Here is a 26,431-nt window from a genome sequence, read left to right as displayed (position 1 = left end):
AGTGTCGGTTACCGTTGGCGCGCCGCTTAAGCGCCCAATAAGCGGTTGCCCGCCTCGTTCATCTTGTCGCCGGCCTGGAACAGCTTCATCTGCAGCTCGAAGCTGCGGTTCAGGGCCATGGTCGCGACCATCTCTTCGATGGCCGACACGTTGCTGCCTTCCAGGGCGCGCGAGCGCACCGTGATGTTCGGGTCGGCGGCCAGCTGGTCGCCATTGCGCGAGACGATCAGGCCGGCCTCGTTCTTGGTCAGTTCCGGGCCTTCGGCCGTCACCAGGCGCAGCTTGTCGATCACCTGCATGGTCGTCGCGCCTTCGGCCATCACGGAAATCGTACCGTCGGTGCCGATCTCCACCGCCGAGTGCGGCGGCAGCACGATGGCGCCGCCTTCGCCCAGCAGCGGACGGCCGTTCACCGACAGCGCGCCGTTGGCGTCGATGTCGATCGCGCCGGCGCGGGTATAGGCCTCGTTGCCGCCGAATTCGACCGCGAAGTAGCCGTTGCCGTTGATCGCCACGTCGAGCGCACGGCCGGTCTCGCGCACCGTGCCCGGCTTGGTCGAGATCGCGTCGGCCTGGGTGCGCGCCATGTGCACGTCGTCGTAACCGTAGCCGCCGAGCTGCTGGCTGGTCACCAGTTCCAGGTTGGCGCGAAAGCCCGGCGTGTCCATGTTGGCCAGGTTGTTCGCATGCACCTGCTGCGCGCGCAGCGTGTGCTCGGCGCCGGAGACGGCGGTGTAGATCAGTTTGTCCATGCCGGCTCAGCCCTTAGTTCAGGGCCTGCATCAGGCTCTGCATCATCTGGTTCTCGGTCGTGAGGACCTTCGAGTTCGCCTGGTAGTTGCGCTGCGAGGTCATCAGGCCCACCAGTTCCGAGGTGATGTCGACGTTCGAGCCTTCCAGCGAGCCGGTGTTCAGCTTGCCCGCCAGGCCGGTGCCCGGGGTGCCGTACAGCGCCAGGCCGGAGGTGGCGTTGGCTTCCCAGCTGGTGTCGCTGATCTGGGTCAGGGCGCCTTCGTTGGCGAAGGTGGCCAGGGCGATGGTGCCGACGACCTGCTTCTGGTCGTTGCTGTAGCGCGCCACCACCGAGCCGTCGGCGGCCAGCTCGACGCCGACGTAGGTGCCCGAGGCGTAGCCGTCCGTGCTGTTGGTGGTGGTGGTCGCTTCGCCGGCGAACTGGGTGGTGCCGCTGTAGTCGATCGTGAAGTTGATCGGGGCCGCGCCGTTGGTCGGCGTCAGGGTCAGGCCGCCGCTCTTCATCACCGGCGGCAGCTGGCCGGTTTCGGAGAAGGACAGGGTGGTCGACGTCGTGGTGTCCGGGGCGGCGCCGTCGAAGCCGTAGTACACGGTCACGGTGTTGGCCGGGGTCGCGTTCTTCACGAAGTACTGCGACACGGTGTGCTGGGTGCCGAGCGAATCGAACAGGACCGACTGCTTGACCATGTTGTAGCTGTTGGCGTCGGCGCTATTGAAGGTGCCGGTGATCGGCACGGTCCAGTCGGCCGACAGGTTGCCGACGAAGTTAACGCCGGTCGAGGCCGAGGCGGCGATCTGGCCGGTCGGGATCTTGACGTCGCCCATCACGCCCAGGTTGCCGCCCACGGCCGGGCCGTAGCCCTGGACCTTGCGGCCGGCGGCGTCGACCAGGAAGCCGGCGTTGTCGGCGGCAAAGATGCCGACGCGGCTGTAAGCGACCGCTCCCTGTGCATCGCGGCTCACGAAGAAGCCGCGGCCCGAGATGGCGGCGTCGAGCGAGCGGCCGGTCGACTCGTTCGAGCCGTTCTGGCTGATGTTCTGGGTCAGCGAGCCGACGGTAACGCCGTTCGCCTGTTCGCCCGCGTACAGCGAGGCGAAGTTGGCGCGGCTGCTCTTGAAACCGTAGGTGCTGGAGTTGGCGATGTTGTTCGAGACGGCTTCCAGCTGCTCATTGATGGCCTGGATACCGGAGAGGGCGATGTTGAAGCTCATGGCTGAATCCTTGAATTAGTTGGAGGCGACCTGGGTGGCGGTCTTGCCGTTGAAACTGGTGATGGCGGACGGATCGACTTCGCCGACGCCGGCCACCTGCAATACGACCGCACCGGTACCGGACAGGCGCACGCTGTCGACGCGGCCGGTGACTTCGACCGGCACGCGGCTGCCGTCGGCGGCCTGGGCCGAGATCGCATAGCTGCCCGGCGCCAGGCCGAGCGCCGCCGGGTCGATGGTGAAGGGCTGCGAACCTGCCGCATGGAAGGGCAGCGAGATCGTGCGCTCCTGGCCGTCGACGCCGGTCAGCACGAGTTGGGTCGCGCTGCTGGCGGCCGGCAGGACGACGCTGCCTTCGATGACGTTGCCGTCCACGCGCACGCGATCGGTCGCCACCGATACCGACGAGCCGACCTGGCCGCCCATGGCCAGCACTTGCAGGCTTTGCAGCACGCTGGCGCTGGCGCTGGTGGTCTTCGACAGGCTTTGCAGGGCCTCGGTCTGCGACAGCTGCGAGAGCTGGTTCACGAACTGGCTCGGGTCCGACGGCGAGAGCGGATCCTGGTTGCGGATCTGCGCCACCAGCAGCTTGGTGAACATGTCCTTGTTGGCGCTGACGTCGGCGCTGGCCGAGACCGCATCGCTGCCGGCGCCGGTCGTGCTGTTGTTCGAGGAAGCGAGGGAATTGGTCAGCATGATCAGCCCTCGCCCAGCTTCAGGAGGGAGGCCTGCATCGACTTGATGCGGCCCAGCACCTCGACGTTGGTCTCGAAGGCGCGCGAAGCCGACATCATGTCCGCCATCTCGGCGACCGAGTTGACGTTGCTGTAGACGACCATGCCGTCGGCGTCGGCCAGCGGATTGCCGGGCTCGTAGACCTTGCGCACCGGGTCGGCGCTTTCGACCACGTCGAGCACCTGCACGCGCGCGCCGTTGTCGTTCTCCATGATGGCGGCGAATACCGGCTTCCTCGCGCGGTAGGCGTCGGCTTCGGAAGCGGCCGCGGTGTCGGCGTTGGCCAGGTTGGAGGCGATCGTGTTCAGGCGCACCGACTGGGCCGCCATCGCCGACCCGGCGATATTCGAGATGTCCTTGAAACTCATGCTTATTGTCCGTTGATGGCTTTGGCCAGGCCGCGCAGCTTCATGTTGATGAAGGTGAGGCTGGTCTGGAAGTCGGAGGCGTTCTGCGAGAACGCGGCCTGCTCGACGCCGATTTCGACGGTGTTGCCGTCGGCGCTGGGGTGGAAGGGCACGCGGTAGAGCGCGTCGCCGTCCGAGAACGAGGGCAGGCCCATGCCTGCTTCGCCCGCTTCCGCCTCGATCCGCTCCTGCAGCACCGCGCCGAAGTCGAGGTCGCGCGCGGTGAAGCCCGGCGTGCTTTCGTTGGCGATGTTCGCGGCCAGCACCTTGGTGCGCTCGGCGCGCACGTGCAGCGCGTCGGCATGCACGCCCAGTGCTTCCTTAAAGTTGATCGTCATTCGCTTGTCCTCCGTCGTGAACTGCAGTGTGTTTCGTTAAAATGCTTGAATCTTTGATTGCCAAGGCCTGTCGCAATGATTCTTCGTACCGCCCGCCATGTCCTGTCGCCGCTCCTGCTGCCGCTGTCGTCCTTGCTGATCCCCGTAGCGGCGTTCGCCGCACCCACCATCGCCGGCCAGGTCGAGGAGACCGCCCGCGCCGAGCTGGAGAAGCAGGCCGAGGCCAGCGGCCTCGTCGACGCCCGTTTCGCGCTCACCGTGGTGCCGCCGCGCGCGGCGCCGGCTTGTTCGGGCCCGGTCGAGGTCGACGTGCTCGACACCCGCCAGCCGGCCCGCATGCGCTTCGCGGTGCGCTGCCCGGGCGCCGGCGCCGGCCGTCAGGAATACATCGTGCGGGCCCGCATTTCCGCGTCGGTGGCGATCACCGCCACCCCGGTCGCCGCCAACGAAGTGCTCACAGACGCTAATGTTACCGTAGGGCAACGGGACATTACCAGCATTACGGACCCTGTAGTCAGCCCAATTGATGCGGTAGGCCAAACGAGTCGCAGATCGTTGCGCGCGGGCGACGTTTTACGTAACAGTTCGCTAAGCGCGCCCATCCTGGTCAAGCGCGGCGACGCCGTCGTCATGATTGCGCGCCAGGACGGCATCGAGGTCAGCACGGCCGGTGAAGCGCTCGACACCGGGGCCAAGGGTGCGCTGGTGCGGGTGCGCAATGCCTCCAGCGGCCAGGTCGTGCGCATGCGCGTGACCGCGCCCGGCATGGTCGAACCCGCCGACAGGCCACCCATCAGCCGTTGATGCCCTGCAGCTTGCCGGCCAGGCGCGCCAGCTTGGCGGCGTAGGCCGGATCGGTCGCGTAGCCGCCCCGGGCCAGGCCCTGGGCGAAGGCGTGGGCGTCGCTGCCGGCGCCGATCGCGCCTTTGTAGCGCGGGTTATCGAGCAGCATCTGCGCGTAGTCGCGGAAGGCGCTGGCCGCGTCCGGATAGGCACGGAAGCGCGCGTTGGTCTTGACCGCCGCGCCGCCGACGTATTCGGTGGTGGCCGTTTCGGCCACGGCGCCGTTCCAGTTGCCGCTGGCCTTGATGCCGAACAGGTTGTGGCTGCTGGCGCCGTTCGCGTTCGGGATCGGGCGCTGGCCCCAGCCCGATTCGAGCGCCGCGTGCGCCGCCACCAGTTCCGGCGCCACGCCGAGCTTCGCGCCCGCTTCGCGCGCCCAGGGGGCGATACTGTCCAGGAAGGCCTGCTGTTCCTCGCTCTTCGATCCGTTCTCCACTTCATCCGGGGCCAGCACCTCGGCGGCGCTGCGCTGGCGCCACAGCGCGCCTTCGGGCGTCAGGTCGGTGGCCGTCGTGCCGCCGTTCTGGATGAAGGCCGCGACTTCGCCCTGCACCTCGGCGAAGGCGCGCCCGAAACCGCTGCCGCCGCCGATGGCGGCGGTGGGGCGGGTCGGGGCGGCCGGCAGCGTGGCCGACAGCGGCGTGGTCGAAAACTCAGCGTGGCGCATAGGTCTGCTCCTCGCCATGCAGCACGCGCTGCATGGTGGTGAACTGGTCGGCCAGCAGGTTGCCGTTGCGCGTGGTCGCGGCCTTGCAGGCGACCACCAGGCGCTCCAGCTCGGACCAGGCGGCGGCCAGGCGCGCACGGCCCGGCTCAGGCTGGGCCGCGATGAACTGCGCCATCGTGCCGTCGACGCCATGCAGGGCGCGCACCAGGGCCACGCGCTGGCGGCGGCGCGCGTCCATCGCGTCCAGCGCCGGCGTCAGCTCTTCGGCCAGCGCGCCCAGTTCGGCGCCCTGGTGGCGCAGCGCGGCCTGGAACTGACGCTCGAGCAGGGCCAGGATGGCTTTCGCCGCGTCCAGGTCGCGCTGCACGCCGTCCGCGAGCGCGGCGACGGCCTGCTGGCGCGTCATGCGGGTCATCAGCGGCCTCCGTGGAAGCGCTGGATCATGCCGGCCAGGCGCGCCGGATCGAAGGGCAGTTCGCCCTTGGCCAGCGCGTCGCGCAGTTCGGCCACGCGGGCCGCGTCGAAGTCCGGCATGGCACGCAGGGCCTGGGCCGCCGGCTGCAGCACTTCCGATTCCAGGGCGGCCGGGGCGGCGGCGCTGGCGGCAGCGGCAGGGGCGGCGGTGGTGGCAGCTGCGGCGCCGCCAACGGCAGGCGTCATGACCGGTGCGCCGGTTCCAGTGATTTTCATGCGGGTACCTCGGGTTTTCGATTGAATCGTCATGGTTACTTCGCCAGTTGGCCGCTCAGTGCCTGCACGTCGCCGGCCGGGGCTGCGTTCTCGTTCGCGCCGGCGGCGCTGACGGAGACGCCGTCGACCAGTTCGCGGGTCGCGCCCGGGGCGCCGAACATGGCCGCGACCGTGCGCGATTGCGCGCGCGTCAGGATCATGAGTTCGATACGCCGGTTGACGTCGGCGTCGGTGTTCTTTGCGTCGAGCGGTGCGCGGTCGGCCATGCCGACCACCTGCAGCACGCTGTCGGGGCGCATGCCGCCGCTGAGCAGCTGGGAGCGCGCGGCCATCGCGCGGTTCGACGACAGCGCCCAGTTCGACATGCCGGTCTTCTCGGCAAACGTGTACTGCACCGAGTCGGTGTGGCCGACGATCAGCATCTGGTTTTCCATCTGCGCGAACAGCGGGCCCATTTTCTGCAGCAGGCGCGCGAAGCGGCCGGTCGGCAGCGCGCTGCCGCGCATGAACATGCCCTGCTTGTCGGTGTCGTGCAGCATCACGCGCAGGCCGAAGGGCGTCACCGTCGCTTCCAGGTTCGACGCCAGACCCGCTTCCTCGCTCATCTTTTCCAGCTTCTTCGACAGCGCGGCCAGGTCGGCCGGCGAGTCGTAGGACACGCGCGTGGCGCTGTCGGCGCCGGCGGCATTCGCCGGGCCGGTGCCGTCGTGCATGGTCGGGAAGCGCTCGATCAGGCTGCCGCTCGGGTTGCTCGAGATTTCAGGGCGGCGGCCCGGGCCTTCCAGCTGGCCGGCGGCGGCGTCCTTCATCATGTTCTGCACGGCTTCCTTTTCGCGCGCGGCCATCAGCCATAGCACCAGGAACAGCGACAGCAGCGCCAGGCAGAAGTCGGCGAAGGCGACTTTCCAGGCGCCGCCGTGCTCGTCGTGGTCGTGCTTGCCGCCGCCACGCTTGACGATGGTCTCGCCGTGCTTGTCGTTCAGCTTCGACACCGCTTACCCCGTCATCCGGTCGCCGGAACGGCGGCGCTTGTTCTGCGACTCGTCCTCGCCGCCCATCGCGTTGATCCACTGCTCGAGCTGCGCGAAGCTGGGCTTGGCGTTCAGCTGGATCAGGCGGCGGCCGGCGTCGATCGCCAGCAGCGCCGGCTTGCCGGCCACGTGGGTGCACAGCACCACCTTCACGGTTTCCATGGTCGACGCTTCCGAGTTGACCAGCTGCTTCATCATGTTCGACAGCGGGTCGAGCAGGCCGTAGCAGAAGAAGATGCCGATGAAGGTGCCGACCATCGCCGCGCCGACCTTCTCGGCGATCAGGCCCGAGTCGGCGCCGCCGGAGACCGAATACATCGCCATCACGATGCCCAGCACGGCCGCCAGGATGCCGAAGCCCGGCATGCCTTCGGCGATCTTGTGCAGCGACTTCGAGGGCTGGGTCAGCTCCTCGTGGATGGCTTCCAGTTCCTGTTCCAGCACGCCTTCGAGCTCGTGGGCGTTGATCTTGCCCATCGCCATCAGTCGGAAGTTGTCGACGATGAAGGCCAGCAGCTTCGGCTCCTGCAGGATGCGCGGATAGCGCTGGAAGATCTCGCTTTCGCGCGGCGCCTCGACGTGGGCGTCGAGGGCCTTCAGGCCGCCGGCGGCCAGTTGCAGCAGTTCGTACATCAGCAGCAGCAGCTGGCGCTGGAATTCCGAATCGTGCTTCTTGCGCGAGGCGATCTTCTTGAGCTGGTGCGCCATTTCGCCGAGCACGTGCTTTTCGTTGCCGATCACGAGCGCACCGAAAGCGGCGCCGACGATGATCAGGATCTCGACCGGGTGCCAGATGGCGGTGACGGTCCCGCCCATCAGCGCGAAGCCGCCGAAAACGCAGCCGAGCACAATGAGGATACCGATTAGTTGCTGCATGACGGGCCTTTCAGGATGGTTTGCATGGTGTTCTCTTGTTGTTGTATCAGCGCGCCTCGAGGGCAGCCTTCATCTTGGCCAGCGCGCTCTTGTTGAGCTGGCAGACGCGGGCGTCGGACAGGTCGAGCACGGCGGCGATTTCCTTGTAGCTGAGCTCGAACTCGTAGATCATCTGGATCACGCGCTGTTCGCGCTCGCTCAAGGCCGCCAGGGCCTGTTCCAGGCTGCGCCGCACCAGCAGCGACTCTTCCGGGCCGGGCGCGCTGTGCGCTTGTTCGGTCGCTTCCTGCAGCACTTCGTCGAACGACAGCATCTCTTCGGCGCCGTCGTCGAGCAGATGCTGGAAATAGGCTTCCTGGGTGATGCCCAGCGCCCCGGCCGCTTCCTGCGGCGTCGGCTCGCGCCCGAGCTGGCGGGTGAGGGCGCGCAGGCCGTCGCGCAGGCGGTGCGCGTCCTGGCGCACGGCGCGCGGACGCCAGTCCTGGCGGCGCAGCTCGTCGAGGATGGCGCCGCGGATGCGCAGCGAGGCGAAGCTGCCGAAGCCATTGTCGGGCGTGCCGTAGCGGCGCAGCGCTTCGAGCAGGCCCATCAGGCCGATCTGCTCCATGTCCTCACGCGACATCGTGCCCGAGACCTGCGAATTGAGCTGGCGCACGATGCGCTTGACCAGCGGCGCGTACGCCACCAGGTGGCGCTGTTCCTCGCGCGGGCTCATGCCCGAGGCAACGGCGGCCTCGTGGTATTCGCTGGCGCAGGACGTGTCGGCGTAGTCGGCTAGGTAGGCCACGTTATCCCCGAAGGTTCATTCGACGATCAGCTTGCCGATCATGACTTCGTCGAACGGCTTCTCCCGTTCTTCGCTCGCATAATTGGCATCGAAGGTTTTGTTGAGTTGCTCGGCGTATTGCTCGACCGTCATGCCCGAGGCCTCGGCCAGCGTGTGCGCCGACAGGGCGCGCACGGCGACGGCGCGCAGCAGCGGCAGGTGGTCCTTGGTCAGCTTCTCGCGTTTCTCGTCGGTGGCCAGCACCAGGTCGGTCGACAGGTAGTGCGCCTGGGCCTCGTTCGGCGCGCGGCGCAGCATCACGATCACCTTGTCGAGGGTGACGTACTTGACCGGCTTGTCCGACTTTTCCTTTTTCTTCGGCGTTTCGGCGGCATGCGCTGCGTCGCCGGCCTGCGCGGCCTGCGGCTTCAGCCACCACATGGCGCCGCCCGCCGCGGCGGCGCTGAGCACCGCGACGGCGACAACGCCAATGATCATTTTCAGCTTGCTGTTCATCGTTCCTGGATTGATTCTTTAGTGGGTAGGTCAGGCGCGGGCGTTCAGCGAGAACGCGGAGGCGCCGTCGTTGGCCTCGGCCAGGGCATTGCCGGGCGCCTGTTCCTGTTGCTGGCCGTCCTGCTGGCGGCCGCGGTTACCGCCGTCGCCGGCGAACTGCGGCGCCGCGTTCGCGCCGCGCGCCGCCTGGGTCACGTTGACCGCGACATCGGTGAACTGGCGCTGGGCCAGGTCGTTGCGCAGGTTCTCGCTGACCGTCTGCAGCTGGCGCAGCACTTCGCCGTGGGTCGCCGAGATGTGCACCTCGAGCGCGCCGGCGCTGTGGCGGATCGCGATCTCGACGCGGCCCAGCATCGGCGGCTCGAGGCGGATCACCGCCTGCTCGGCGTTCTTGCCGAGCTGGAGCTGCAGGCGCTCGCCGAGCGCCTCGTGCAGGGTCTGGCGCCAGGCGGTCGGCGGGCCCGAGAGCGTCACCGTGTCGGCGCCGCGCTGGGCCGCGCCGTTTGCCGGAGCGGCCACGCCGAAGGCCTGGGCCAGGCCGCGATCGCCGGTGCTCGCCTGGTCCTGGCCGGCCTCGACGCCGGCGAAGGCGTCGGCCGCCGGGGCAGGGGCCGCCGTGTTCTTCTGCTGGCCGGTCGCTGCCGCTGCCGGCATCGTGGTGTCGGCGAGCGTCGGCGCTGCGGCGGGAACGCTTGCCGGGCGCAGGTCGACGCGGACGGCGGCTTCCGGCGCCGGCGAAATACCGGTATCGGCGGCAGCCGCAGGATCTTTAGGGGCGCGCACGCCCGGCAGCGCGGCAACGACCGCGGCCAGGGTGGCTTGCGCCACCGGCATCAGCGGCATCGCCATGGCGCCCAGCAGGACATCGTCGGCCGGCTGCCGCTCGTCCACGGCTTCCTCTGCCACGGCCACGTCGGCGCCATCGGTCGCGGCCTGCCCGGGCGGCTGGTCCAGGCCCAGCCACTGGGCAAACGCCAGCGCCGGTTGCGCCGGCGCCTGCGCGGCCTCGCCCGGCAGCGCGGCGGCCGCCGCGCTCGGGCCAGCGGCCATGGTCGCGCCCTGGTCGGCTGCCGCGGGCATGCCGGCAGTGTTTGCCGCGACCGGCTCGGCCGGCTGTGCGCCCTTGCCGGTGGCCGGCAGGTTCGGGGTGGTCAGGTTCAGGTTCATCGTGTCGTCAGGCTGATTCGGTCTCGCTGGCCAGCGCATACGCCATCCAGCCATCCTTGTTGTTGCGCATCTCGGCCAGGCGCTGGCCCAGGTGTTCCAGGGCCTCGGCGCAGGCCGCGGCGGCGTCGTCGTGGGCCGCGCGCAGGCGCGCCAGCGCCGCCAGTTCGGCCGCGCTCCACGGCCCGCGCGCGGCCAGCGCCGCCAGCTGCGGCGCCAGCGCCTTGGCCAGGGCGCCGAGGCGCTCCCAGTCGCGCCCCGCGGCGGCGTCCCGGAACCCGGCGGCAAGCATGCCGATCGCCGCGCTCCTAGCCATTGCGCGCCTGCACGCCTTGCCAGCCCTGGCGGATCGTGGTCAGGATCTCCACGACTTCATCGATCATCGCCGGGTCCATCTTGATGCCGGCGCCCTGCAGGCGCGCGGCGCAGAAGTCGTACAGGCGCGCCAGGTTGGCCACCGTCTCGCCGCCCTGCTCGAAGTCGAGCGAGCTCGACAGGCCGTTGATGATTTCGCAGCACTTGTCGATGCTGTTGGCTTTCAGTTCGTAGCGCTTGCCGACGATGTGGCCGCGTGCGCGCGCCAGTTCGTCCAGCAGGCCGTCGGTGAGCAAGAGGACCAGCTCCACCGGGGAAGCGCGCGAAGTCTGCGCGTCCAGGTTGGCAGCGTGATAGCTGCCGTAGGCTTCTTGATAGGACATGGGTGTACTTTAATCTTTGCTGCTGCTGAACAAAGCGTCGAACAGCGAGGTGTTATAGGACATGCTGCTCTGAACGGATTGCAGCTGCGTGAACTGCGCGAGGTAGCGCGCATAGGCGCTGTCGTACTGCCGGTCGAGCGTGGTCTGGCGGGTGGCCAGTTCGCCTTGCAACTTGCTCACGGCTGCCTTGCGGCTCTGGATCTGGCCGTTGACGCTGCTGCTCCAGGTCTTCAGGTAGGAATCGAGCTGGGCGGCGATGCCGCTGGCGCTGCCGGTCGCGGTGCTGCCGATCAGGGAGTCGAGACCCTTCGGATTGGCAGCCAGCGCTTTCGTCAGGCGCGTGCTGTCCAGGCTGAGCAGGCCGTCGCGGCCGCCGGTGATGCCGAAGCCTGCCAGCGTGGCGCTGCCGGTATTGCGAACGATGCTGACCAGGCGGTCGCGCAGCGCACGCACGCCGCTGTCGCCGGCGAAGGCGCCGGCTTGCGAGCCGCTAGCCGGATCGGCCGGGTTGACCAGGGCGTCGAGCGCCGCCTTCAGCTTGTTGTACGCATCCACGAAGGCCTGGGCGTTGGCGGTCGTCTTCGAACTGTCGGCGGCGACGGTCAGCGTGAGCGGCGTGCTTCCGGTCGCTTGCGCCTTCGTCAGCGTCATGGTGACGCCGTCGATGACGTTGAAGGTATTGCCTGGCTGGGTGATCGGGGTGCCGCCTTCCGAGCCGACGCGCAGCACGGCGTCCAGCGCCTCGGTCAATTCGTTCGCGGTGCCGAATTTCGCGGCCAGGGCGGCATCGGCGGCGTTGTCCGGGTCGCTTGGCTTGAGCGTGATCGCATTGCTTTCGCCGGTATTTTTCGCGGTCAGCACCAGTTCCGACACGCCGCTGCCGGTCGTGATCACCGAGGCCGAGATGCTGGTGTTGTTGGTATCGCCATTGATGGCGGCGGCCAGGTCACGCACCGTCCAGTTCGACTTGCCGCTCAGGTCGAGCGTGAACGAATTGCTGCCGCTGCCCAGCGTGAGCGAACCGCTGCCGGCGAAGTCGGTCAGGCCACTGTAGGACACCTTGTGCGCGGTGGCGACCCGTTCGACGAAGAACGTGTAGCTGCCGGTCGCCGCGGCAGCCGTGGCGGTGGCGGTCGCGGCGGTCGTGTCGCTGAAGATGGCGCTGTTGGCCGCGATGGTCTTGTTGGCGCCGGTCAGGCCGAGCAGCGCGGACTGGAAGCTGCTGATTGCCGAGCCAAGCGTGCTCAGGCCCTTGGCGGCGGCGGCGGCGGCATTCGTCTGGTTCGTCAGCATCGTCTGACGACCCGAAACGAACTGTTCGGCCAGTGCCTGTGCTGTGCTTGTCGGATCGTAAGTGGTATTGATCGCCATGGATTCTCCTTATTGGGGCTTCACGCCCGTCCTGCCAGCCACGATTGGGTGGCGATGTCGTCCTCGCGCTTTCGTGCGGCGCGTTCCTGTTCGCGCGCGTGCGCGTCCTGCTGCTGCTCGAGCACCTTGCCGAGCAGTTCGCGGCGCGTCCACGCCGCGGTCAAGTTGCGCTGCGCGACCGCCATGTTGGCTTCGTGCAGATGCAGGTCGGTGCGGTGGCTGTCGGCCAGCGCGAACACGGCCTGCTTGTACTGGCCGCAGTTCAGGGCCAGCGCCGGCGCCAGCCGGCCCGAGGCGCCGCTGCCTTCGGCCAGCGCATGCAGCCGTTCCAGGTTCGCCTGGTAGCGTGCGCGCGTGGCTTCCTGGCGCGCCAGTTCCGTCTGCAGGCGGTCGACCTCGGTACTGCGCAGCTGCACCAGGGTATCGAGGCTGCGGATCGCATCGTTCCTCTTCATGCCATCATCCCCTGCAGTTGCGTGACGCAGGTGTCGAGCGGCGCGCCTTCGCGCGTACCCTGGCACAGGAAGGCCTCGATGTGCGGCTGCAGCCGGACCGCGCGGTCGGTCTCCGGATCGGCGCCGGGCGTATAGGCGCCCAGCGGAATCAGGTCGCGCACGCGCGCATGGCGCGCCAGCGCCGCCTTCAGCTTGCGCGCCGCGTTCGCGTGGTCCGGGCTCACGACCTGGGCCATGCAGCGGCTGATCGATTGCGCCACGTCGATGGCCGGATAGTGGCCGCGTTCGGCCAGTTCGCGCGTGAGCACGATGTGGCCGTCCAGGATTGCGCGCGCGGTGTCGACCACCGGGTCCTGCTGGTCGTCGCCTTCGGCCAGCACGGTGTAGATCGCGCTCATGCTGCCTTGCGGGTTCTCGCCGTTGCCGGCCGATTCGACCAGCTGCGGCAGGTTCGAGAACACCGACGGCGGATAGCCGCGCGTGGCCGGCGGCTCGCCCAGCGACAGCGCCACTTCGCGCAGCGCCATCGCGTAGCGGGTGAGCGAGTCGACCAGCAGCAGCACGTTCTGGCCGCGGTCGCGGAAGTGGGCGGCGATCGAGTGGCACAGTTCGGTGGCCATCACGCGCATCATCGGCGACTCGTCGGCCGGCGCCACCACCAATACGGCGCGTTTCAGGCCATCCGGGCCGAGCGACTTCTCGACGAATTCGCGCACCTCGCGGTTACGTTCGCCGATCAGGCCGACGACGACGACGTCGGCCACGGTCTGGCGCGTGATCAGGCCCAGCAGCACCGATTTGCCGACGCCGGAGCCGGCCATCAGGCCGACGCGCTGGCCCTTGCCCAGCGTGAGCATGGCATTGATGGCGCGCACGCCGACGTCGAGCGGCTCGTCAACCGGGGTCTTGCGCAGCGGGTTCACCTTCGGCGGCGTGGTCTCGAGCGGCTGGTCGCCACCGAGCCGGCCAAGGCCGTCGATTTCCTCGCCCAGGCCGTTGACCATGCGTCCCAGCCACGACGGGCCGATCATCAGCTTGCTGGCGTTTTTCTCGGGCAGCACCCGCGCGCCGGTGGCCAGGCCATGCGGCTTCTTGAACGGCATCAGGTAGGACACCTTGTCGCGGAAACCCACGACCTGGGCGTCGAGCCAGCCGCCGTCGACCAGTTCGATGCGGGCGCGCTGGCCGGTGTGCAGCTTGCAGCCGACGCTTTCCAGCAGCAGGCCCTGCGCGCCGACCAGGCGGCCGGTGGGCGTGGCCACCGGCACCGCGCCGATGTCGAGCGAGCGCAGGGCGTCGACCAGCGCCGTCATGCCTTTTCTCCTTCGATTTCGAGGGCGTCGCGCACCTGGTCCATGCAGGCGGCCAGGCGGCCCTGGCAGCCGGCATCGACTTCGTGGTCGCCCGACTTGACGCGGCATTCGCCCGGCTCGAGCGAGGGATCGGCCAGCAGGTTCCACTTCTTGGCGCGCTTCGGATCGAGTTCGCTCACGCGGCGCAGTTCCTCCGGATTCATCAGCACTTCGACCGTGTCGCGCGAAGGCGGCATCGCGGCCAGGGCCTCGTCGACCAGGGCCAGCAGCTGGGTCGGCTGCAGCGCCAGCTCGGCGCGGATCACCTGGCGCGCGATCTTGCCGACCAGGTCCACGACTTCCTTGCGCTGGGCGGCGCGGTAGTCGGACTTCAGTTTTTTCAGGGACTTGAGGGCGTTGTCGATCGGCTTGGCGAGCTCCTCGAAGCCGGCCAGCGCCCGCTCCAGACCCTCGGCATGGCCTGCCTCCAGGCCCTGCCTGCGGCCCTCGGCCTGGCCGGCCTCGAAGCCCTCGAGGCGCGCCTGCTCGAAGCCGGCGTCGTAGCCGTCCTGCTGGCCCTGGCGATAACCCGCCGCCAGCGCGCCGTCCCAGTCCTCCTGGTCCGGGGCGTCGTGGCCGGCATCGGCCGCGGCGCGCGCGGCCGCGCGCACCTGGGCCAGCGGCGGGAAATGGAATGGCCGGAACTGCTTCATTCGGCAGTGGCCTCGGCGAACAGCTGCACGTCGATCTCGCCGGCGTCGGCGAGGGCCTTGACGGCGGCCATGATGTCCTTGCGGGTCTGCTCGATGCGCGACATCGGCACCGGGCCCGAACGGCGCATCAGGTCCTCGAAGGACTGCGCCTGGCGCTTCGGCATGGCCGACAGGATGGCGTCGCGCAGGGCCGGTTCGGCGCCCTTGAGCGCGATCGCCCACTGCTCGAGCGGCACTTCGTCGAGCAGGCGGGTGATGACCTGCTCGGTCTGGCGCGACAGGATGAAGAAGTCGTACATCGACATCTCGATCTGCGACACCACTTCCGGGTCGTGCGCGCGCAGCAGTTCGACCATGCCGGCGCGGTTGTTCGGCAGGCGGTTCAGGATCTCGGCGACCTGGCGCACGCCCTCGACGCTGGCGCTTTGGGTGTCGAGCGCGGACAGGCAGCGCGTCGCCAGCTCTTCCAGTTCGCGCAGCAGGTCGCGGTCGATCTCGTCCAGGCGCGCCAGGTTCAGCAGCACCAGGTCGCGGCCTTCTTCCGGCAGCGATTCGATGATCTGGCCGGCCAGGGCAGGGGGCAGGAAGGCCAGGAACACGGCCTGCATCTGCACGTGCTCGTGCGCCACGAACTCGGCCAGCCACTTCGGCGAGGCGTACTGCAGGCGCGCCATCATCGGACGGATGGCGTCGCCGTAGATCGTGTTCAGGACGCTGTTGGCGATGTCGCTGCCCAGCGCCAGGTCGAGCGAGCGCTTCAGGTAGCTGCGCGAGGCGCCGTGCAGGCCGCTTTGCTGGCGGTAGTCGTCGAAGAAGTTCTGGACAGCGTACTTCACGGAGTCGACCTTGATGCCGCTCATGCGCGACATGACCTGGGTCAGCTCGATCAGCTCTTCGCGCTCGAGGCAGCGCAGCACCGCGGCGGCGGGTTCCTCGCCGATCGACAGCAGCACGATGGCGGCTTGCTCGACCGGGCTCAGGACGGCTTCGCCGTCGTTATTGTTCAGTTCGGCCATGTTTCTTCTGCACCCATTGTTTGACCACTTCGGCGACGCGCTCCGGCTCCTTGCCGGCCAGTACCTTCAGATGGTCGACCATCACGTCCACGGCCGAACCGGCCGGGGGCAAATCGTAGTTTTCGAGCAGCGGCACCACCGGCATCGTGCCGACGCCGGCGCCGGCCGCGCCTGGCTCGGCCATGCCGGTACCGGCCAGGGCCGGCAGCGCGTTCGGCGCAGCCACGGCGGCGGCACCGGCGGCGCTACCCGGCAGGGCCGGGGCGGCGCCAGGCGCCGGCAGTTGCGGCGCCAGGCGCTGGTTGATCGTGCGCAGCAGCGGACGGGCCAGCAGCAGGTAGCCGAGCAGGGCGCCGACGATCCAGATGCCGTAGCCGGTGGCGTCGACCACGGTGTCGCGCTCCTGCCACCACGGCTCCACCGGGGCCGGGGCCGGGAAGTTCAGGCTCGAGACGGCCAGCACGTCGCCGCGCGCGGTGTCGATGCCCAGGCCGCCGCGCAGGATCTTCTCGATGTTGGCCAGTTCCGCCTGGTTGAAGCCGGTCTTGGCGTCGGCCGCGCTGGCGTTGTTCAGCACCACCGCCACCGACAGCTTGCGCAGGCGGCCGCGCGAGCGCTTGATCTGGGTGATCGCGCGGTCGTAGGCGTACTGGCGGGTGGTCGCGTTCTTGCGCGAGTTGTTGTTGTCGCCCTTGTCGGCTTCGGCCTGGGCGTTGGCGTCGGCAGGCGCGTTCGGGTCGGCCGGCACCGGCGGACGGTTCGACAGGGTGCCCGGCACGCCCAGCGCGAGGCGGTTCTTCTCCATCTCTTCGCGCATCGCTTCGCTGGTGACCTTCGGCGCTTCGCCGTACTTTTCCTGGGTTTCCTCGATCTTGTCGTTGTCGATGTCGGCGGTGACGCTGACCTTGAAGTTGTTCGCGCCCAGCACCGGGCCGAGCAGCTCGGCGACGTTGGCGCGCACTTCCTGCGCCACGCGCTGGGCCGCGGCGTCGCCCTGGGCGGCGCCATCGAAACCTTCGCTCAGGTCGACGCGCGAGGACAGGTAGTTGCCGGCCTGGTCGACCAGCGACACGCGCGCCGGGGACAGGCTGGCGACGCTGCCCGAGACCATGTTGACGATCGCGGCGATCTGCTCGTTGCCCAGGGTGCGGCCCGGCTTGACCGCGACCACGACCGAGGCCGAGGACTGGTCGGCGCTGCCGGCGACAAACGAGCTGTTCTTGGCGATCGCCAGGTGCACGCGCGCCGAGGCGATGGCGTCGAGCGTCAGGATGCTCTGCGCCAGCTCGCCTTCCAGGCCGCGGCGGAAGCGCACGTCCTGCACGAATTGCGACACGCCCAGCGGATCGTTCTTGTCCATCAGTTCCAGGCCGGCCGGCAGCTGGGCGGTCACGCCCTTGGCCGCGAGCAGCATGCGCGCCTTGCCCAGCTGGCTGGACGGCACCATGACCTGGCCGCTGTCCGGGTGGATGCGGTAGGGAATCGCCTCGGCGTCGAGCACGCTCATCATGTCGCTGACGGCGACTTTCTCGCGCGCGCCGAACACGGGCTTGTAGCTGGCCTGGTCCTGCCACATGAACATCATCACGGCGGCCGTGATGACGATGGCGAGGACCAGCAGCGGTGTCAGGTTGTTGCGCAGCAGGGCGGGGAAGGCGGGCAGGCTTTTCAGGCCGCCTTCGCCGAAGGCATTCTTGAGCTTCGAGATCATCGTGGTGTGCTGTTAATCAGACAGGCAGCTTGATCAGTTCGTCGACCGCGCCCATCACTTTGTTACGAACCTGCATCAACATCGAGAAGGACAGGCTGGCTTGCTGGCTGGCCAGCATGGCGCCGACCAGGTCGTCGCTCTTGCCGCTGTCGACGTCGGCCATCCTGGCGGCGGCCGCCTGGTCCTGGTCGTCGACGCTGCGAATCGCATCCTTCATGGTCTGGGCAAAGGAAAAGCCGGAAGGCTTGCTTTCCGCCGTTTGCACCGATGGCGCGATGGCAAGGCGTTGTGCTTCGTTTGTCAGTGCGGCAAGGTCAGCTTTGATCAGACCGGCAAGTTCAGTTCCCATTTGTTAAATCCTATTGGTTCTGTGTTGCGTGTCGGTGACACAGCTAGTGGTGTTTATGCGACAGAAGAGCGGGGAATAACTGTCGTTTTAACGCCAATTGTTAAATATTGCGCATTTCAAACTTGCACAAAAGTGTGTGTCAAACGCGCTGTTGATTTCACGTTTTCCCTCGTGGGCCGGGTGATTTTGCTGGGAGGCGGCGTAAATCAAGATACGATCTTACCGTAGGGCAACGGGGAATTCAAAGAGGAATATCAAATGATCTGAAACAATTTCGGGGGTATAATTGTTGCCTTAGGGAATGAAATAAAAGCACGTCCCGATAGCTATAATCAATTCGACATTCATGCCGATTAACAATTCTCCCGAACAGACGCGTCCGCACCAGGTGCTCGATCCCTGCCTGCTCGGGCGCCCCGTGCATTTGCTGCCGACCTTTGCCGCCGCATTTGCCGACGACCTGGCGCTCCTGCTGGCCGCACCCGCCTCGCGCCGTTACTGGGGCGGCTTCGCGGTCGCCCAGGTGGAGTTCGCACGCGCACCGGAAGGCGCCGCGCTGCGCTGGCTGGGCGTGGCTGGCCCCTGCGGCCAGGCGGCGGTCGCCTTCGAGCGCACCCTGCTGGTGGGCCTGCTCGAAGCGCGCTACGGCGGCAAGGGCGCCGCGGCGCCGCTGCGCGACCCGTCCGGCGAGCGCGTCAGCGCGACCGAGGAGCGCCTGGGCCAGACCTTGAGCGCGCAACTGGCCGAGCTGCTTGCGCGCTGCGTGCGCGGCGCCGCCACGCGGGCGGGTATCGAATTGCCGGCGCCGGCGGGCAAGGCCGCCGCCGCCGGCGCACCGGGCCGCAACGCCTGGGCGATCGCGGTCACGCTGCGCGAACCGCATGCCGGCGGCAGCGCGCGCTGCTGGATCGCGCCGGACCAGAAGATGATGGGCCTGATCCTGCAGGCGCTGCAGCCGGAACGTCCGGTCCTGCGCGCCGCGCGCCCGGCCGAACCGCTGGCGGCCAACCTGAAAGTGAAACTCGACGGCCGCCTGGTCAGCCACGAGATCACGCTCGAAAAGCTGTTCGCCCTGCAGGTGGGCGACGTGATTCCGGTGACCGTCGGCCGCGCCGACGTCCTGCTCGACGAAGCGCGCCTGTTCACCTCCGCCGTCGCCGAGCACAAGGGCAAGCTCTGTTTAACCTCTTTTGAAGACGCCGAATAATGGACATGAACCTCAATGAGCAGCTGGCTGTCGACGTTCTCCTCGACGAGGAAGCGCAATTGACCGCCGGTCCCGCACCGCGCAACCCGCGCCTGCCGCAGATGATGCGCCGCATCCCGGTCACGCTGACCCTGGAAGTGGGCTCGGCCCGCGTGTCGCTGCAGGACCTGATGGACCTGGGCCCGGCCAGCGTGCTGCCGCTCGATACGATCGCCGGCGAACCGCTGGTCATCAAGGTCAACGGCGCCCCGATCGGCCGCGCCGAAGTGGTGGTGGCGGGCGAGCAGTACGGCCTGAAAGTGATCGACCTCGACGGTCTGAACCTGGACCTGATCGCACAATGATGTTCACCACGAGCGGCGCCGCATTGCGCCGTACCGCCGCGCCGATCGGCGTGGCGGCGCTAATGTTGATGAGCGCCGCTCCCGCTGGAGCCGCCGACGTGCTGGCCGGGGTCATCCCCGGCGCCAACTCCGGATTGAGCGTGAAATCGCAGATCCTGGTCCTCATGACCCTGCTCGGGCTGCTGCCCGTGCTGGTCATGATGATGACGAGCTTCACGCGCTTCGTGATCGTGCTCTCGCTGCTGCGCCAGGCCCTCGGCCTGCAGCAGGGCCTGCCGAGCCGCGTCATCACCGGCATCGCCCTGATCCTGACGCTGCTGGTGATGCGCCCGATCGGGGTGCAGGTCTGGAACGAAGCCTTCGTCCCCTACGACAAGGACCAGATCGGCCTGGAGCAGGCCCTGAAGACCGCCGAGAAGCCGCTGTCGCGCTTCATGCTGGCCCAGACCAGCAAGACCGCGCTGGCCCAGGTCGCGCACCTGGCCGGCGAGCCGGCCAACATGAAACCGGAAGACCGCGCCTTCACCGTCAAGCTGGCCGCTTTCGTCCTGTCCGAACTGAAGACCGCGTTCCAGATCGGCGCCATGCTGTTCATCCCCTTCCTCATCATCGACCTGGTGGTCTCATCGGTGCTGATGGCGATGGGCATGATGATGCTCTCGCCGCTGGTGATCTCGCTGCCGTTCAAGCTGCTGCTGTTCGTGCTGGTCGACGGCTGGACCCTGACCGTCAACACCCTCGTGGGCAGTATCCACGGCTACTAGCAACCGGAGCAATCGATGAATCCTGATGTCGCCGTCGACCTGGTGGCCGAAGCGCTGCGCGTGGTCATGCTGTTGGTCATGGTGCTGGTCGTGCCGGGCCTGGTCATGGGCCTGGTGGTCGCGCTGTTCCAGGCCGCCACCCAGATCAACGAACAGACCCTCAGCTTCCTGCCGCGCCTGCTGGTGACGCTGGCGGCGCTGATCCTGGCCGGTCACTGGATGACCGGCTACCTGATGGACTATTGCGTGTCGGTGTTCCAGCGCGCGGCCGCGCTCGCCACCTGACGATGGAGCTGGTCAGCTTCCTGCTGCCCCTGATCGGCGCGCTGTGGTGGCCGTTCTGCCGCATCATGGCGCTGTTCTCGACCGCGCCGGTGATCGGCGAGGGCCTGGTGCCGATGCCGGTGCGCGCACTGCTGGCGCTGGTGCTGTCGTTCCTGATGCTGCCGATAACAAAAGACATGCCGATGCCCGACCCGTTCTCGCTGCACGGCGTGGTGGCGATGCTGGAGCAGGCCATCGTCGGGGGCGTGCTCGGCTTCGCGCTGCAGTTCGCCACCGCGGCCCTCGCCATGCTCGGCTACCTGGTGTCGAGCCAGATCGGCTTCGCCATGGCGCAGATGAACGACCCGGTCAACGGCCAGCAGTCCGACGTGATCTCGAGCCTGCTGGCGCTGGTGGCGATCTTTGTCTTCTTCGCCATCGACGGCCACCTGGTGCTGACCAGCGTGCTGGGACAGAGCTTCCGCGCCTGGCCGGTGGGGCAGGGCCTGGGGCCGCTGATGCTGCAGGCGGTGGCGCTGAACCTGGGCTGGGTGTTCGCCGCGGCGGTGCTGCTGGCGCTGCCGATCGTGTTCTCGACCATGGTGGTGCAGATCGGCTTCGGCTTCCTGAACCGCGTGGCGCCCTCGCTGAACCTGTTTTCGCTGGGCTTTTCGCTGGTGACGATCTTCGGCTTGCTGATGCTGGTGCAACTGGTGCGTTTCATTCCCGAGCACTACATCCAGCTCACCAACCAGGTGCTCGAGATGATCGGGCAGCAGATGAGGGCGGCCCATGGCGGATAACGGCACCGGCGGCGACAAGACCGAAAAACCCTCGGCGCAGAAGCTCAAGAAGGCGCGCGAGCAGGGCCAGGTCGTCCGCTCGCGCGACCTGGCGACCGCGATCGGCATCCTGGTCAGCCTGAAAGTGTTCTCGCTGATGCTGCCCTCGTACCTGGAATCGTTCCGCGCGCTGTTCCGGCTGGTCTATGTGCCGCTGGGGGAGGCAGGAGCGATCGAGAACGCGATGTCGGTGGTGTTCATGGCGTCGCTGATGCTGCTGATCAAGATGGTGCTGCCGCTGGCGGCGGTGCCGGTGGCGATCGTGATCGGCGGCCTGGTGCCCGGCGGCTGGGTCCTGTCGGGCAAGAACATGACGCCGCAGTTCGGGCGCTTAAGTCCCATGAAGAACCTGGGGAACCTGTTCACCCAGAAGCACGCGGTCGGGTTCGCGACTTCGCTGGCCAAGGCGGTCGTGCTGGGCCTGGTGCTGGTGCACGTCACGCGATCGGGCATCCATGCCTACGTCGACCTGCAGCACCTGCCGCTGGGCGACGCCATGGTGCGCGGCGTCTCGATGATGTTCGATGCGCTGATGGCGATGGTGGCCGTGTTCGTCGTCTTCGCGCTGATCGACGTGCCGGTGCAGTCCTTCCTGTTCACGCGCAACCAGCGCATGAGCAAGCAGGAGATAAAGGAAGAACACAAGAGCACCGAGGGCAAGCCCGAGGTGAAGCAGCGCATCCGCCAGCTGCAGCACCAGCTGGCGCGGCGCAGCGTGAACAAGACCGTGCCGACGGCGGACGTGGTGATCGTCAACCCGGAGCACTATGCGGTGGCGCTGAAGTACGACACCGACCGCGCCGAGGCGCCTTTCGTGGTGGCCAAGGGCGTGGACGAGATGGCGCTCTACATCAAGCGCGTGGCGCGCGAGCACAAGGTCGAGACGCTCGAGCTGCCGCCGCTGGCGCGCGCCATCTACAACACCAGCCAGGTGCAGCAGCAGATTCCCGCCCAGCTCTACCAGGCGGTGTCGCAGGTGCTGAACTATGTGCTGCAATTGAATGCTTTCCGTGCAGGCCGGCGCCAGGCGCCCCCACGGTTTCCGACTGATGTGGCGGTGCCACACCATTTGAGCGAGGTAACACCATCATGAATTCGCTGAACGCCTTCGTCGCCGAACTGCGGCGCCAGAAATACGCCGCCCCGGCCTTCCTCCTGATGCTGCTCGGGATGATCATGCTGCCGCTGCCGCCGGTGCTGCTCGACGTCCTGTTCACGTTCAACATCGTGCTGGCCGTGATCGTGATCCTGGTCGCGGTGTCGGCCAAGCGGCCGCTCGACTTCTCGGTCTTCCCGACGGTCATCCTCGGCACCACCCTGATGCGCCTGGCGCTGAACGTGGCCTCCACCCGCGTCGTGCTGCTGCACGGCCACGAGGGCACGCACGCGGCCGGTAACGTCATCGAATCCTTCGGCAACGTCGTCATCGGCGGTAACTTCGTGGTCGGCCTGGTGGTGTTCGTGATCCTCATGATCATCAACTTCGTGGTCGTGACCAAGGGCTCGGAACGTATCTCGGAAGTGTCGGCGCGCTTCACCCTGGATGCGCTGCCGGGCAAGCAGATGGCGATCGACGCCGACCTGAACGCCGGCCTGATCAACCAGGAAAAGGCGACCCAGCGCCGCAAGGACGTGGCGGCGGAGGCCGACTTCTACGGCGCCATGGACGGCGCCTCGAAATTCGTGCGCGGCGACGCCATCGCCTCGATCCTGATCCTGATCATTAACCTGATCGGCGGCGTCGCGATCGGCGCCCTGATGTACGACCTGCCGATCGGCGAGTCGTTCCGTGTCTACGCGCTGCTGACCATCGGCGACGGCCTCGTTGCCCAGATCCCGGCGCTGCTGTTATCAAGCGCCGCCGCGATCCTGGTGACCCGCATCGGCGAATCCGGCGACCTGGAGAAGCAGGTCGGCGGCCAGCTGCTGGCCCAACCCACGGTGCTGTTCGCGGCCGCCGGCGTGATGGTGATCCTGGCCCTGGTGCCGGGCATGCCCTTCCTCGTCTTCGCGATCTTCGCCGCGGTGCTCGGGTATGCCGGCTGGCGCCTGCATACCCGCGTGCAGCCGGCCGACGATGCCGGCGTGGCCGCGATCGAGGCGGCGCTGCGCGACGAGCGCGCGCCCGATCTCGACTGGCAGGCGCTGCCGGTGGTGCAGCCGATCTCGGTGGCGGTCGGCTACAAGCTGGTCGGCCTGGTCGACAAGGCCCAGGGCGAGCAGCTGACCAAGCGCGTGAAAGGCATCCGCCAGAGCCTGTCGGAGTCGATGGGCATGGTACTGCCAAGCATCGGCGTGCGCGACGACCTGGCCCTGCGTCCCTCGCAATATTCGGTCAGCCTGTCGGGCGTGGTGGTGGCCGAGGGCGAAGTGCATCCGGACCACCTGATGGCGATCCCGTCGCCGAACGTCTACGGCGAGATCGACGGCATCCCGGGCCTGGAGCCGGCCTTCGGCATGGCCGTGACCTGGATCGAGCCGCAGCAGAAGGGCGAGGCGCTGGGCCAGGGCTACCAGGTGGTCGAGGTGCCGAGTGTGATCGCGACCCACGTGTCGAAAGTCATCCGCGACCACATGCACGAGCTGTTCCGCCATGAGGACGTGCCGGCGCTGATGGAACGCCTGACGGCCCTGTCGCCGAAGCTGGCCGACGCGCTGTCCAAGGCGCTGAACCACACCCAGCTGCTGCGCGTGTTCCGCGTGCTGCTGGCCGAGGGCGTGTCGCTGAAGGACATCGTGGTGATCGGCACCACGCTGCTCGACGCCTCCGAGACCACCAAGGACCCGATCCTGCTGGCGGCCGAGGTGCGCTGCGCGCTGCGGCGCCAGATCGTCTCCAGCCTGTTCGGCAAGAAGAAGGACATGCCGGCCTTTAACCTGTCGGCCGAACTGGAAAACATGCTGCTCGGTTCCCTGAACCAGGCGCGCCAGAACGGCGGCGGCAAGGTCGCGCTGGACAACTACCCGATCGACCCGCAACTGCTGTCGCAACTGCAGATCAACATGCCGGTCGCGCGCGAGCAGATGAAGCAGCAGCACACGCCGCCGCTCCTGCTGGTGCTGCCGCAGGTGCGCCCGCTGCTGGCGCGCTACGCCAAGCTGTTCGCGCCAGGCCTGAACGTGCTGTCGTATAACGAGATTCCCGAGAACCGGGAAGTGTCGATCGTCGGCACGGTGGGGTAAGCAAAACGGCGCCGCGGCGCCGTTTTTTTTGGACTGCTCGAAGGTGGTACCGCGTGGGTTCAAGAACCCACCCTACGAACACCGCCATTGTAGGGTGGGTTCTTGAACCCACGCTGCACGATGCATGAAACTGGGTTGAAATATTCTTTCACTCAGCGATGCTGAATGAAATTTTATTTCACCCCCGTCCCGGCAACACCAGCGCCAGCTCCGCCACCGCCCTGAACACCGGCAGGCTCAGCACCTCACCCACATCCTCTGCCGCCAGCGCCGCATGCGCCGCGCCGGCCGGCGCCAGGTGACCCCGGAAACTCCAGCGCAGCACGCGCAGCCCGGCACGCCGCACCGCTTCCTCCAGCATCGGCTGCAGGCCGCGCAGGCGCTCGAGCGCCTCGTCGCTGGCCGCGGCCAGCTCGAGCGCCACGCCGCCCGGCACCGGCTCGACCTGCACCGCGACCACGCTGCCATCGAGCAGCGCCAGTTCCAGCCGCAGCGCGGCGCGCGGCCGGCGGCGGCGGCCCGGCGGCTGGTCGGCGCCCTTGCGCACCACCTCCAGGTGCTGGGCCTGGGCGCTGCCCGCGTGCACGGTGAAGCGCCAGGCGTCCGCCGGCAGCACCGGTGCGTCGGCGCCGCGCCCGGCCGCGCGGCCGTCCTGGCCGGCCAAGAGCAGCGCGGGCGCCATGGCGCCGCCCTGGGCGCGCAGCTGGCGCTCGATCAGGGCCGCGGCGTAGCCGCCGACCATGGTGCGCCAGCTCGCGGCCAGCGTGCGGGCGTCGGCCTGCTGGAACACCAGCTGGCGCGACATGAACACCTGGTCCGGCCGCATCGCCGCGCCGTCGGCCTGGGTTTCGGCGGCGCCAGGCGCCGCGGGATTGGCCGCCAGCGGCTGCGACTGCGGCAGCGGCAGCTGGCTTTCCGCCGCGGCGAAGGCAACGGGCGCGACGGCGGCGATGGCGGAGGCCTGCAACGGCGGCACGACCGGGGGAGGGAGGGAAGGGATGGGAAGGATGCTGGCCATGGCGCGCGCTCAAAAAAAAGGCCAGCCGTGAAGCGGCTGGCCCTGGTACAACCCGGCCGGTCGGCCAGAGCAAGTCGGTATTACTGCAGCAGCGACATGACCATCGAGGACATGCTGTTGGTCTGCTTCAGCATCGCGGTGCCGGCTTGCATCAGCATCTGCTTGGAGGTCATGTTCGCCGATTCGGTGGCGAAGTCGACGTCCATGATGCGGCCGGTGGCGTTCTTGGTGTTGGTGCTGATGTTGGCCAGGTTGTTGTAGACGTGGTCGAGGCGGTTGGCCGCGGCGCCCAGGCTCGAGCGGATGGTGGCGACGCTGTCGACCGCACTGGCGATCGTGGTGATGATGGTGTTGGCCGCACCGGCAGTGTTCAGCTCGGCGCCTGCGCCGCTGTCCTTGTACGATTTCGACACGCCTTCGAGGGCCTTGTCGAGCGTACCGGCGGTCTTCATCGACGCTTCCAGGTTCAGCTTCATGGTTTCGCCGGCGCTGGCGCCGATCTGGAAGACCATGCCGCCGGTGGTGCCCAGGGTGCCGCCGATCATCAGGTCCTTGCCGCCGAAGGTGGTCTTGGTCATGATGTTCTTGATCTCGGCGCCGAGCTGCGAGTATTCCGACTGCATGGCATCCTTGTCGGCGTCGGTCGAGGAGGCGTCGAATGCCTGGGTGGCCAGGTCCTTCATGCGCACCAGCATGTTGGTGACTTCGTCGAGCGCGCCTTCGGCGGTCTGCAGCATCGAGGTCGAATTCTGGGTGTTGCGCATGGCGACGGCCATGCCGCTGGTTTGCGCTTTCAGGCGGGTGGCGATCTGCAGGCCGGCCGCGTCGTCCATGGCCGAGTTGATACGGAAACCGGTCGACAGGCGGGTCATCGAGGTCGACAGGCTCGACTGGGTGCGACCGATCGAGTTTTGTGCCGACAGGGTGGCGGCGTTGGTGTGAAGGCTCAGCATGTTCAGCTCCAGGTATTGAATGGTCGTGGAGCAGTCAATCTGCTCTCACTACTACAAGACGACCATGGCGGCCTGTTCATTAAATTCCTAAAGGAAATTTTTGAGACGGTCGTTCCCGCCCCGTAAACGTACAAGGCCAGCCGCGAACGGCTGGCCCGGGTACGCTCCGGCGCGCTGCGCCGGACGGGTCGGTATTATTGCAGCAGCGACATGACCATCGAGGACATGCTGTTGGTCTGCTTGAGCATCGCGG

32 protein-coding genes are annotated in these 26,431 nt (G+C 67.8%); 8 read left to right on the top strand and 24 right to left on the bottom strand.

Annotated elements, in window-relative coordinates; genetic code table 11:
* Positions 1-26: 26 nt before the first annotated feature.
* The 5 genes from RT688_RS07075 to flgB are packed head-to-tail and all read right to left on the bottom strand — an operon-like array spanning position 27 to position 3,445.
* Entirely contained in the window at positions 27-752 is a 726-nt protein-coding gene (locus RT688_RS07075) for a flagellar basal body rod protein FlgF (protein ID WP_312553055.1), read from the bottom strand.
* A 13-nt stretch (positions 753-765) separates the two neighbouring features.
* Positions 766-1,965 (bottom strand): flagellar hook-basal body complex protein, encoded by a 1,200-nt coding sequence (locus tag RT688_RS07070; protein ID WP_313704138.1) that lies wholly within the window; start codon positions 1,963-1,965, stop codon positions 766-768.
* A 15-nt stretch (positions 1,966-1,980) separates the two neighbouring features.
* Entirely contained in the window at positions 1,981-2,661 is a 681-nt protein-coding gene (locus RT688_RS07065) for a flagellar hook capping FlgD N-terminal domain-containing protein (protein WP_313704137.1), read from the bottom strand.
* Positions 2,662-2,663: 2 nt separating this feature from the next.
* Positions 2,664-3,068, bottom strand: a complete 405-nt coding sequence (gene flgC, locus RT688_RS07060) for a flagellar basal body rod protein FlgC (protein WP_312553061.1) — start codon at positions 3,066-3,068, stop codon at positions 2,664-2,666.
* A gap of 2 nt (positions 3,069-3,070) precedes the next feature.
* Complete coding sequence (gene flgB / locus RT688_RS07055; RefSeq protein ID WP_313704136.1) at positions 3,071-3,445, bottom strand: flagellar basal body rod protein FlgB; 375 nt, start codon at positions 3,443-3,445, stop codon at positions 3,071-3,073.
* Positions 3,446-3,520: 75 nt separating this feature from the next.
* Between flgB and flgA the strand changes: the two genes are divergently transcribed.
* A complete protein-coding gene (gene flgA, locus RT688_RS07050; RefSeq protein WP_313704135.1) occupies positions 3,521-4,249 on the top strand; it encodes a flagellar basal body P-ring formation chaperone FlgA in 729 nt (242 codons plus the stop codon).
* On the opposite strand, the gene flgJ is transcribed toward flgA, so the two are convergent.
* From flgJ to RT688_RS06965, 17 genes are read right to left on the bottom strand one after another with little or no spacing between them, the layout of a single operon-like run.
* On the bottom strand, positions 4,239-4,955 hold the full coding sequence (flgJ, locus tag RT688_RS07045; RefSeq protein WP_313704134.1) for a flagellar assembly peptidoglycan hydrolase FlgJ: 717 nt from the start codon (positions 4,953-4,955) through the stop codon (positions 4,239-4,241). The two genes, flgA and flgJ, sit on opposite strands and share 11 nt — an antisense overlap.
* Positions 4,942-5,370, bottom strand: coding sequence for a flagellar protein FlgN (locus RT688_RS07040; RefSeq protein ID WP_313704133.1), 429 nt, complete (start codon positions 5,368-5,370; stop codon positions 4,942-4,944). The genes flgJ and RT688_RS07040 overlap by 14 nt, the downstream gene beginning before the upstream one ends.
* Positions 5,370-5,645: a flagellar biosynthesis anti-sigma factor FlgM gene (gene flgM / locus RT688_RS07035; protein WP_313704132.1), complete on the bottom strand. Its 276-nt coding sequence runs from the start codon at positions 5,643-5,645 to the stop codon at positions 5,370-5,372. The genes RT688_RS07040 and flgM overlap by 1 nt, the downstream gene beginning before the upstream one ends.
* Positions 5,646-5,680: 35 nt before the next feature.
* A complete protein-coding gene (locus RT688_RS07030; RefSeq protein ID WP_313704131.1) occupies positions 5,681-6,637 on the bottom strand; it encodes a flagellar motor protein MotB in 957 nt (318 codons plus the stop codon).
* A 3-nt stretch (positions 6,638-6,640) separates the two neighbouring features.
* Positions 6,641-7,552: a flagellar motor stator protein MotA gene (gene motA, locus RT688_RS07025; RefSeq protein WP_313704130.1), complete on the bottom strand. Its 912-nt coding sequence runs from the start codon at positions 7,550-7,552 to the stop codon at positions 6,641-6,643.
* A gap of 46 nt (positions 7,553-7,598) precedes the next feature.
* A complete protein-coding gene (locus tag RT688_RS07020) occupies positions 7,599-8,339 on the bottom strand; it encodes a FliA/WhiG family RNA polymerase sigma factor (protein WP_409521891.1) in 741 nt (246 codons plus the stop codon).
* 15 nt (positions 8,340-8,354) lie between these two features.
* Positions 8,355-8,816 carry a flagellar basal body-associated FliL family protein gene (locus RT688_RS07015; RefSeq protein WP_313704129.1) on the bottom strand — a complete coding sequence of 154 codons (462 nt, stop codon included), beginning with the start codon at positions 8,814-8,816 and terminating at the stop codon, positions 8,355-8,357.
* 48 nt (positions 8,817-8,864) lie between these two features.
* On the bottom strand, positions 8,865-10,001 hold the full coding sequence (locus tag RT688_RS07010; RefSeq protein WP_313704128.1) for a flagellar hook-length control protein FliK: 1,137 nt from the start codon (positions 9,999-10,001) through the stop codon (positions 8,865-8,867).
* Between the two features lie 7 nt (positions 10,002-10,008).
* Positions 10,009-10,314 (bottom strand): hypothetical protein, encoded by a 306-nt coding sequence (locus RT688_RS07005; RefSeq protein WP_313704127.1) that lies wholly within the window; start codon positions 10,312-10,314, stop codon positions 10,009-10,011.
* Entirely contained in the window at positions 10,307-10,696 is a 390-nt protein-coding gene (gene fliS, locus RT688_RS07000) for a flagellar export chaperone FliS (RefSeq protein WP_313704126.1), read from the bottom strand. The genes RT688_RS07005 and fliS overlap by 8 nt, the downstream gene beginning before the upstream one ends.
* Positions 10,697-10,705: 9 nt before the next feature.
* Positions 10,706-12,067 carry a flagellar filament capping protein FliD gene (gene fliD / locus RT688_RS06995; RefSeq protein WP_313704124.1) on the bottom strand — a complete coding sequence of 454 codons (1,362 nt, stop codon included), beginning with the start codon at positions 12,065-12,067 and terminating at the stop codon, positions 10,706-10,708.
* A gap of 20 nt (positions 12,068-12,087) precedes the next feature.
* Positions 12,088-12,522, bottom strand: a complete 435-nt coding sequence (gene fliJ, locus RT688_RS06990; protein ID WP_313704123.1) for a flagellar export protein FliJ — start codon at positions 12,520-12,522, stop codon at positions 12,088-12,090.
* Positions 12,519-13,835 carry a flagellar protein export ATPase FliI gene (fliI, locus tag RT688_RS06985; protein ID WP_313704121.1) on the bottom strand — a complete coding sequence of 439 codons (1,317 nt, stop codon included), beginning with the start codon at positions 13,833-13,835 and terminating at the stop codon, positions 12,519-12,521. The genes fliJ and fliI overlap by 4 nt, the downstream gene beginning before the upstream one ends.
* The gene (fliH, locus tag RT688_RS06980; protein ID WP_313704120.1) at positions 13,832-14,527 is read right to left on the bottom strand and encodes a flagellar assembly protein FliH; all 696 of its coding nucleotides are present in this window, start codon (positions 14,525-14,527) and stop codon (positions 13,832-13,834) included. The genes fliI and fliH overlap by 4 nt, the downstream gene beginning before the upstream one ends.
* The gene (locus tag RT688_RS06975) at positions 14,524-15,543 is read right to left on the bottom strand and encodes a flagellar motor switch protein FliG (protein WP_313704119.1); all 1,020 of its coding nucleotides are present in this window, start codon (positions 15,541-15,543) and stop codon (positions 14,524-14,526) included. The genes fliH and RT688_RS06975 overlap by 4 nt, the downstream gene beginning before the upstream one ends.
* Positions 15,524-17,254 (bottom strand): flagellar basal-body MS-ring/collar protein FliF, encoded by a 1,731-nt coding sequence (gene fliF, locus RT688_RS06970; protein ID WP_313704118.1) that lies wholly within the window; start codon positions 17,252-17,254, stop codon positions 15,524-15,526. Before fliF ends, RT688_RS06975 begins: the two co-directional genes overlap by 20 nt.
* A 16-nt stretch (positions 17,255-17,270) precedes the next feature.
* Positions 17,271-17,603, bottom strand: coding sequence for a flagellar hook-basal body complex protein FliE (locus tag RT688_RS06965; protein WP_313704117.1), 333 nt, complete (start codon positions 17,601-17,603; stop codon positions 17,271-17,273).
* A 346-nt stretch (positions 17,604-17,949) separates the two neighbouring features.
* On the opposite strand from RT688_RS06965, the gene RT688_RS06960 reads away from it, so the two are divergent.
* From RT688_RS06960 to flhA, 7 genes are read left to right on the top strand one after another with little or no spacing between them, the layout of a single operon-like run.
* Entirely contained in the window at positions 17,950-18,810 is an 861-nt protein-coding gene (locus RT688_RS06960) for a hypothetical protein (RefSeq protein WP_313704116.1), read from the top strand.
* Positions 18,811-18,815: 5 nt separating this feature from the next.
* Entirely contained in the window at positions 18,816-19,154 is a 339-nt protein-coding gene (locus tag RT688_RS06955; RefSeq protein ID WP_409521890.1) for a FliM/FliN family flagellar motor switch protein, read from the top strand.
* Positions 19,154-19,918, top strand: a complete 765-nt coding sequence (gene fliP, locus RT688_RS06950) for a flagellar type III secretion system pore protein FliP (protein WP_313704216.1) — start codon at positions 19,154-19,156, stop codon at positions 19,916-19,918. Before RT688_RS06955 ends, fliP begins: the two co-directional genes overlap by 1 nt.
* Before the next feature lie 15 nt (positions 19,919-19,933).
* On the top strand, positions 19,934-20,203 hold the full coding sequence (fliQ, locus tag RT688_RS06945; RefSeq protein ID WP_313704114.1) for a flagellar biosynthesis protein FliQ: 270 nt from the start codon (positions 19,934-19,936) through the stop codon (positions 20,201-20,203).
* Between the two features lie 2 nt (positions 20,204-20,205).
* Complete coding sequence (gene fliR / locus RT688_RS06940; protein WP_313704113.1) at positions 20,206-20,985, top strand: flagellar biosynthetic protein FliR; 780 nt, start codon at positions 20,206-20,208, stop codon at positions 20,983-20,985.
* The gene (locus RT688_RS06935) at positions 20,975-22,117 is read left to right on the top strand and encodes a flagellar type III secretion system protein FlhB (RefSeq protein ID WP_313704112.1); all 1,143 of its coding nucleotides are present in this window, start codon (positions 20,975-20,977) and stop codon (positions 22,115-22,117) included. The genes fliR and RT688_RS06935 overlap by 11 nt, the downstream gene beginning before the upstream one ends.
* Positions 22,114-24,207, top strand: coding sequence for a flagellar biosynthesis protein FlhA (gene flhA, locus RT688_RS06930; RefSeq protein WP_313704111.1), 2,094 nt, complete (start codon positions 22,114-22,116; stop codon positions 24,205-24,207). The genes RT688_RS06935 and flhA overlap by 4 nt, the downstream gene beginning before the upstream one ends.
* Before the next feature lie 178 nt (positions 24,208-24,385).
* On the opposite strand, the gene RT688_RS06925 is transcribed toward flhA, so the two are convergent.
* Together RT688_RS06925 and RT688_RS06920 are read right to left on the bottom strand one after the other, a co-directional pair.
* On the bottom strand, positions 24,386-25,225 hold the full coding sequence (locus RT688_RS06925; RefSeq protein ID WP_313704110.1) for a hypothetical protein: 840 nt from the start codon (positions 25,223-25,225) through the stop codon (positions 24,386-24,388).
* Between the two features lie 80 nt (positions 25,226-25,305).
* Positions 25,306-26,178 carry a flagellin gene (locus tag RT688_RS06920; protein ID WP_313704109.1) on the bottom strand — a complete coding sequence of 291 codons (873 nt, stop codon included), beginning with the start codon at positions 26,176-26,178 and terminating at the stop codon, positions 25,306-25,308.
* Positions 26,179-26,431 lie beyond the last annotated feature (253 nt).

This window comes from Massilia sp., from assembly GCF_032106685.1.
GTDB lineage: Bacteria > Pseudomonadota > Gammaproteobacteria > Burkholderiales > Burkholderiaceae_D > Telluria.
This window is presented reverse-complemented; position numbering and strand designations above follow the sequence as displayed.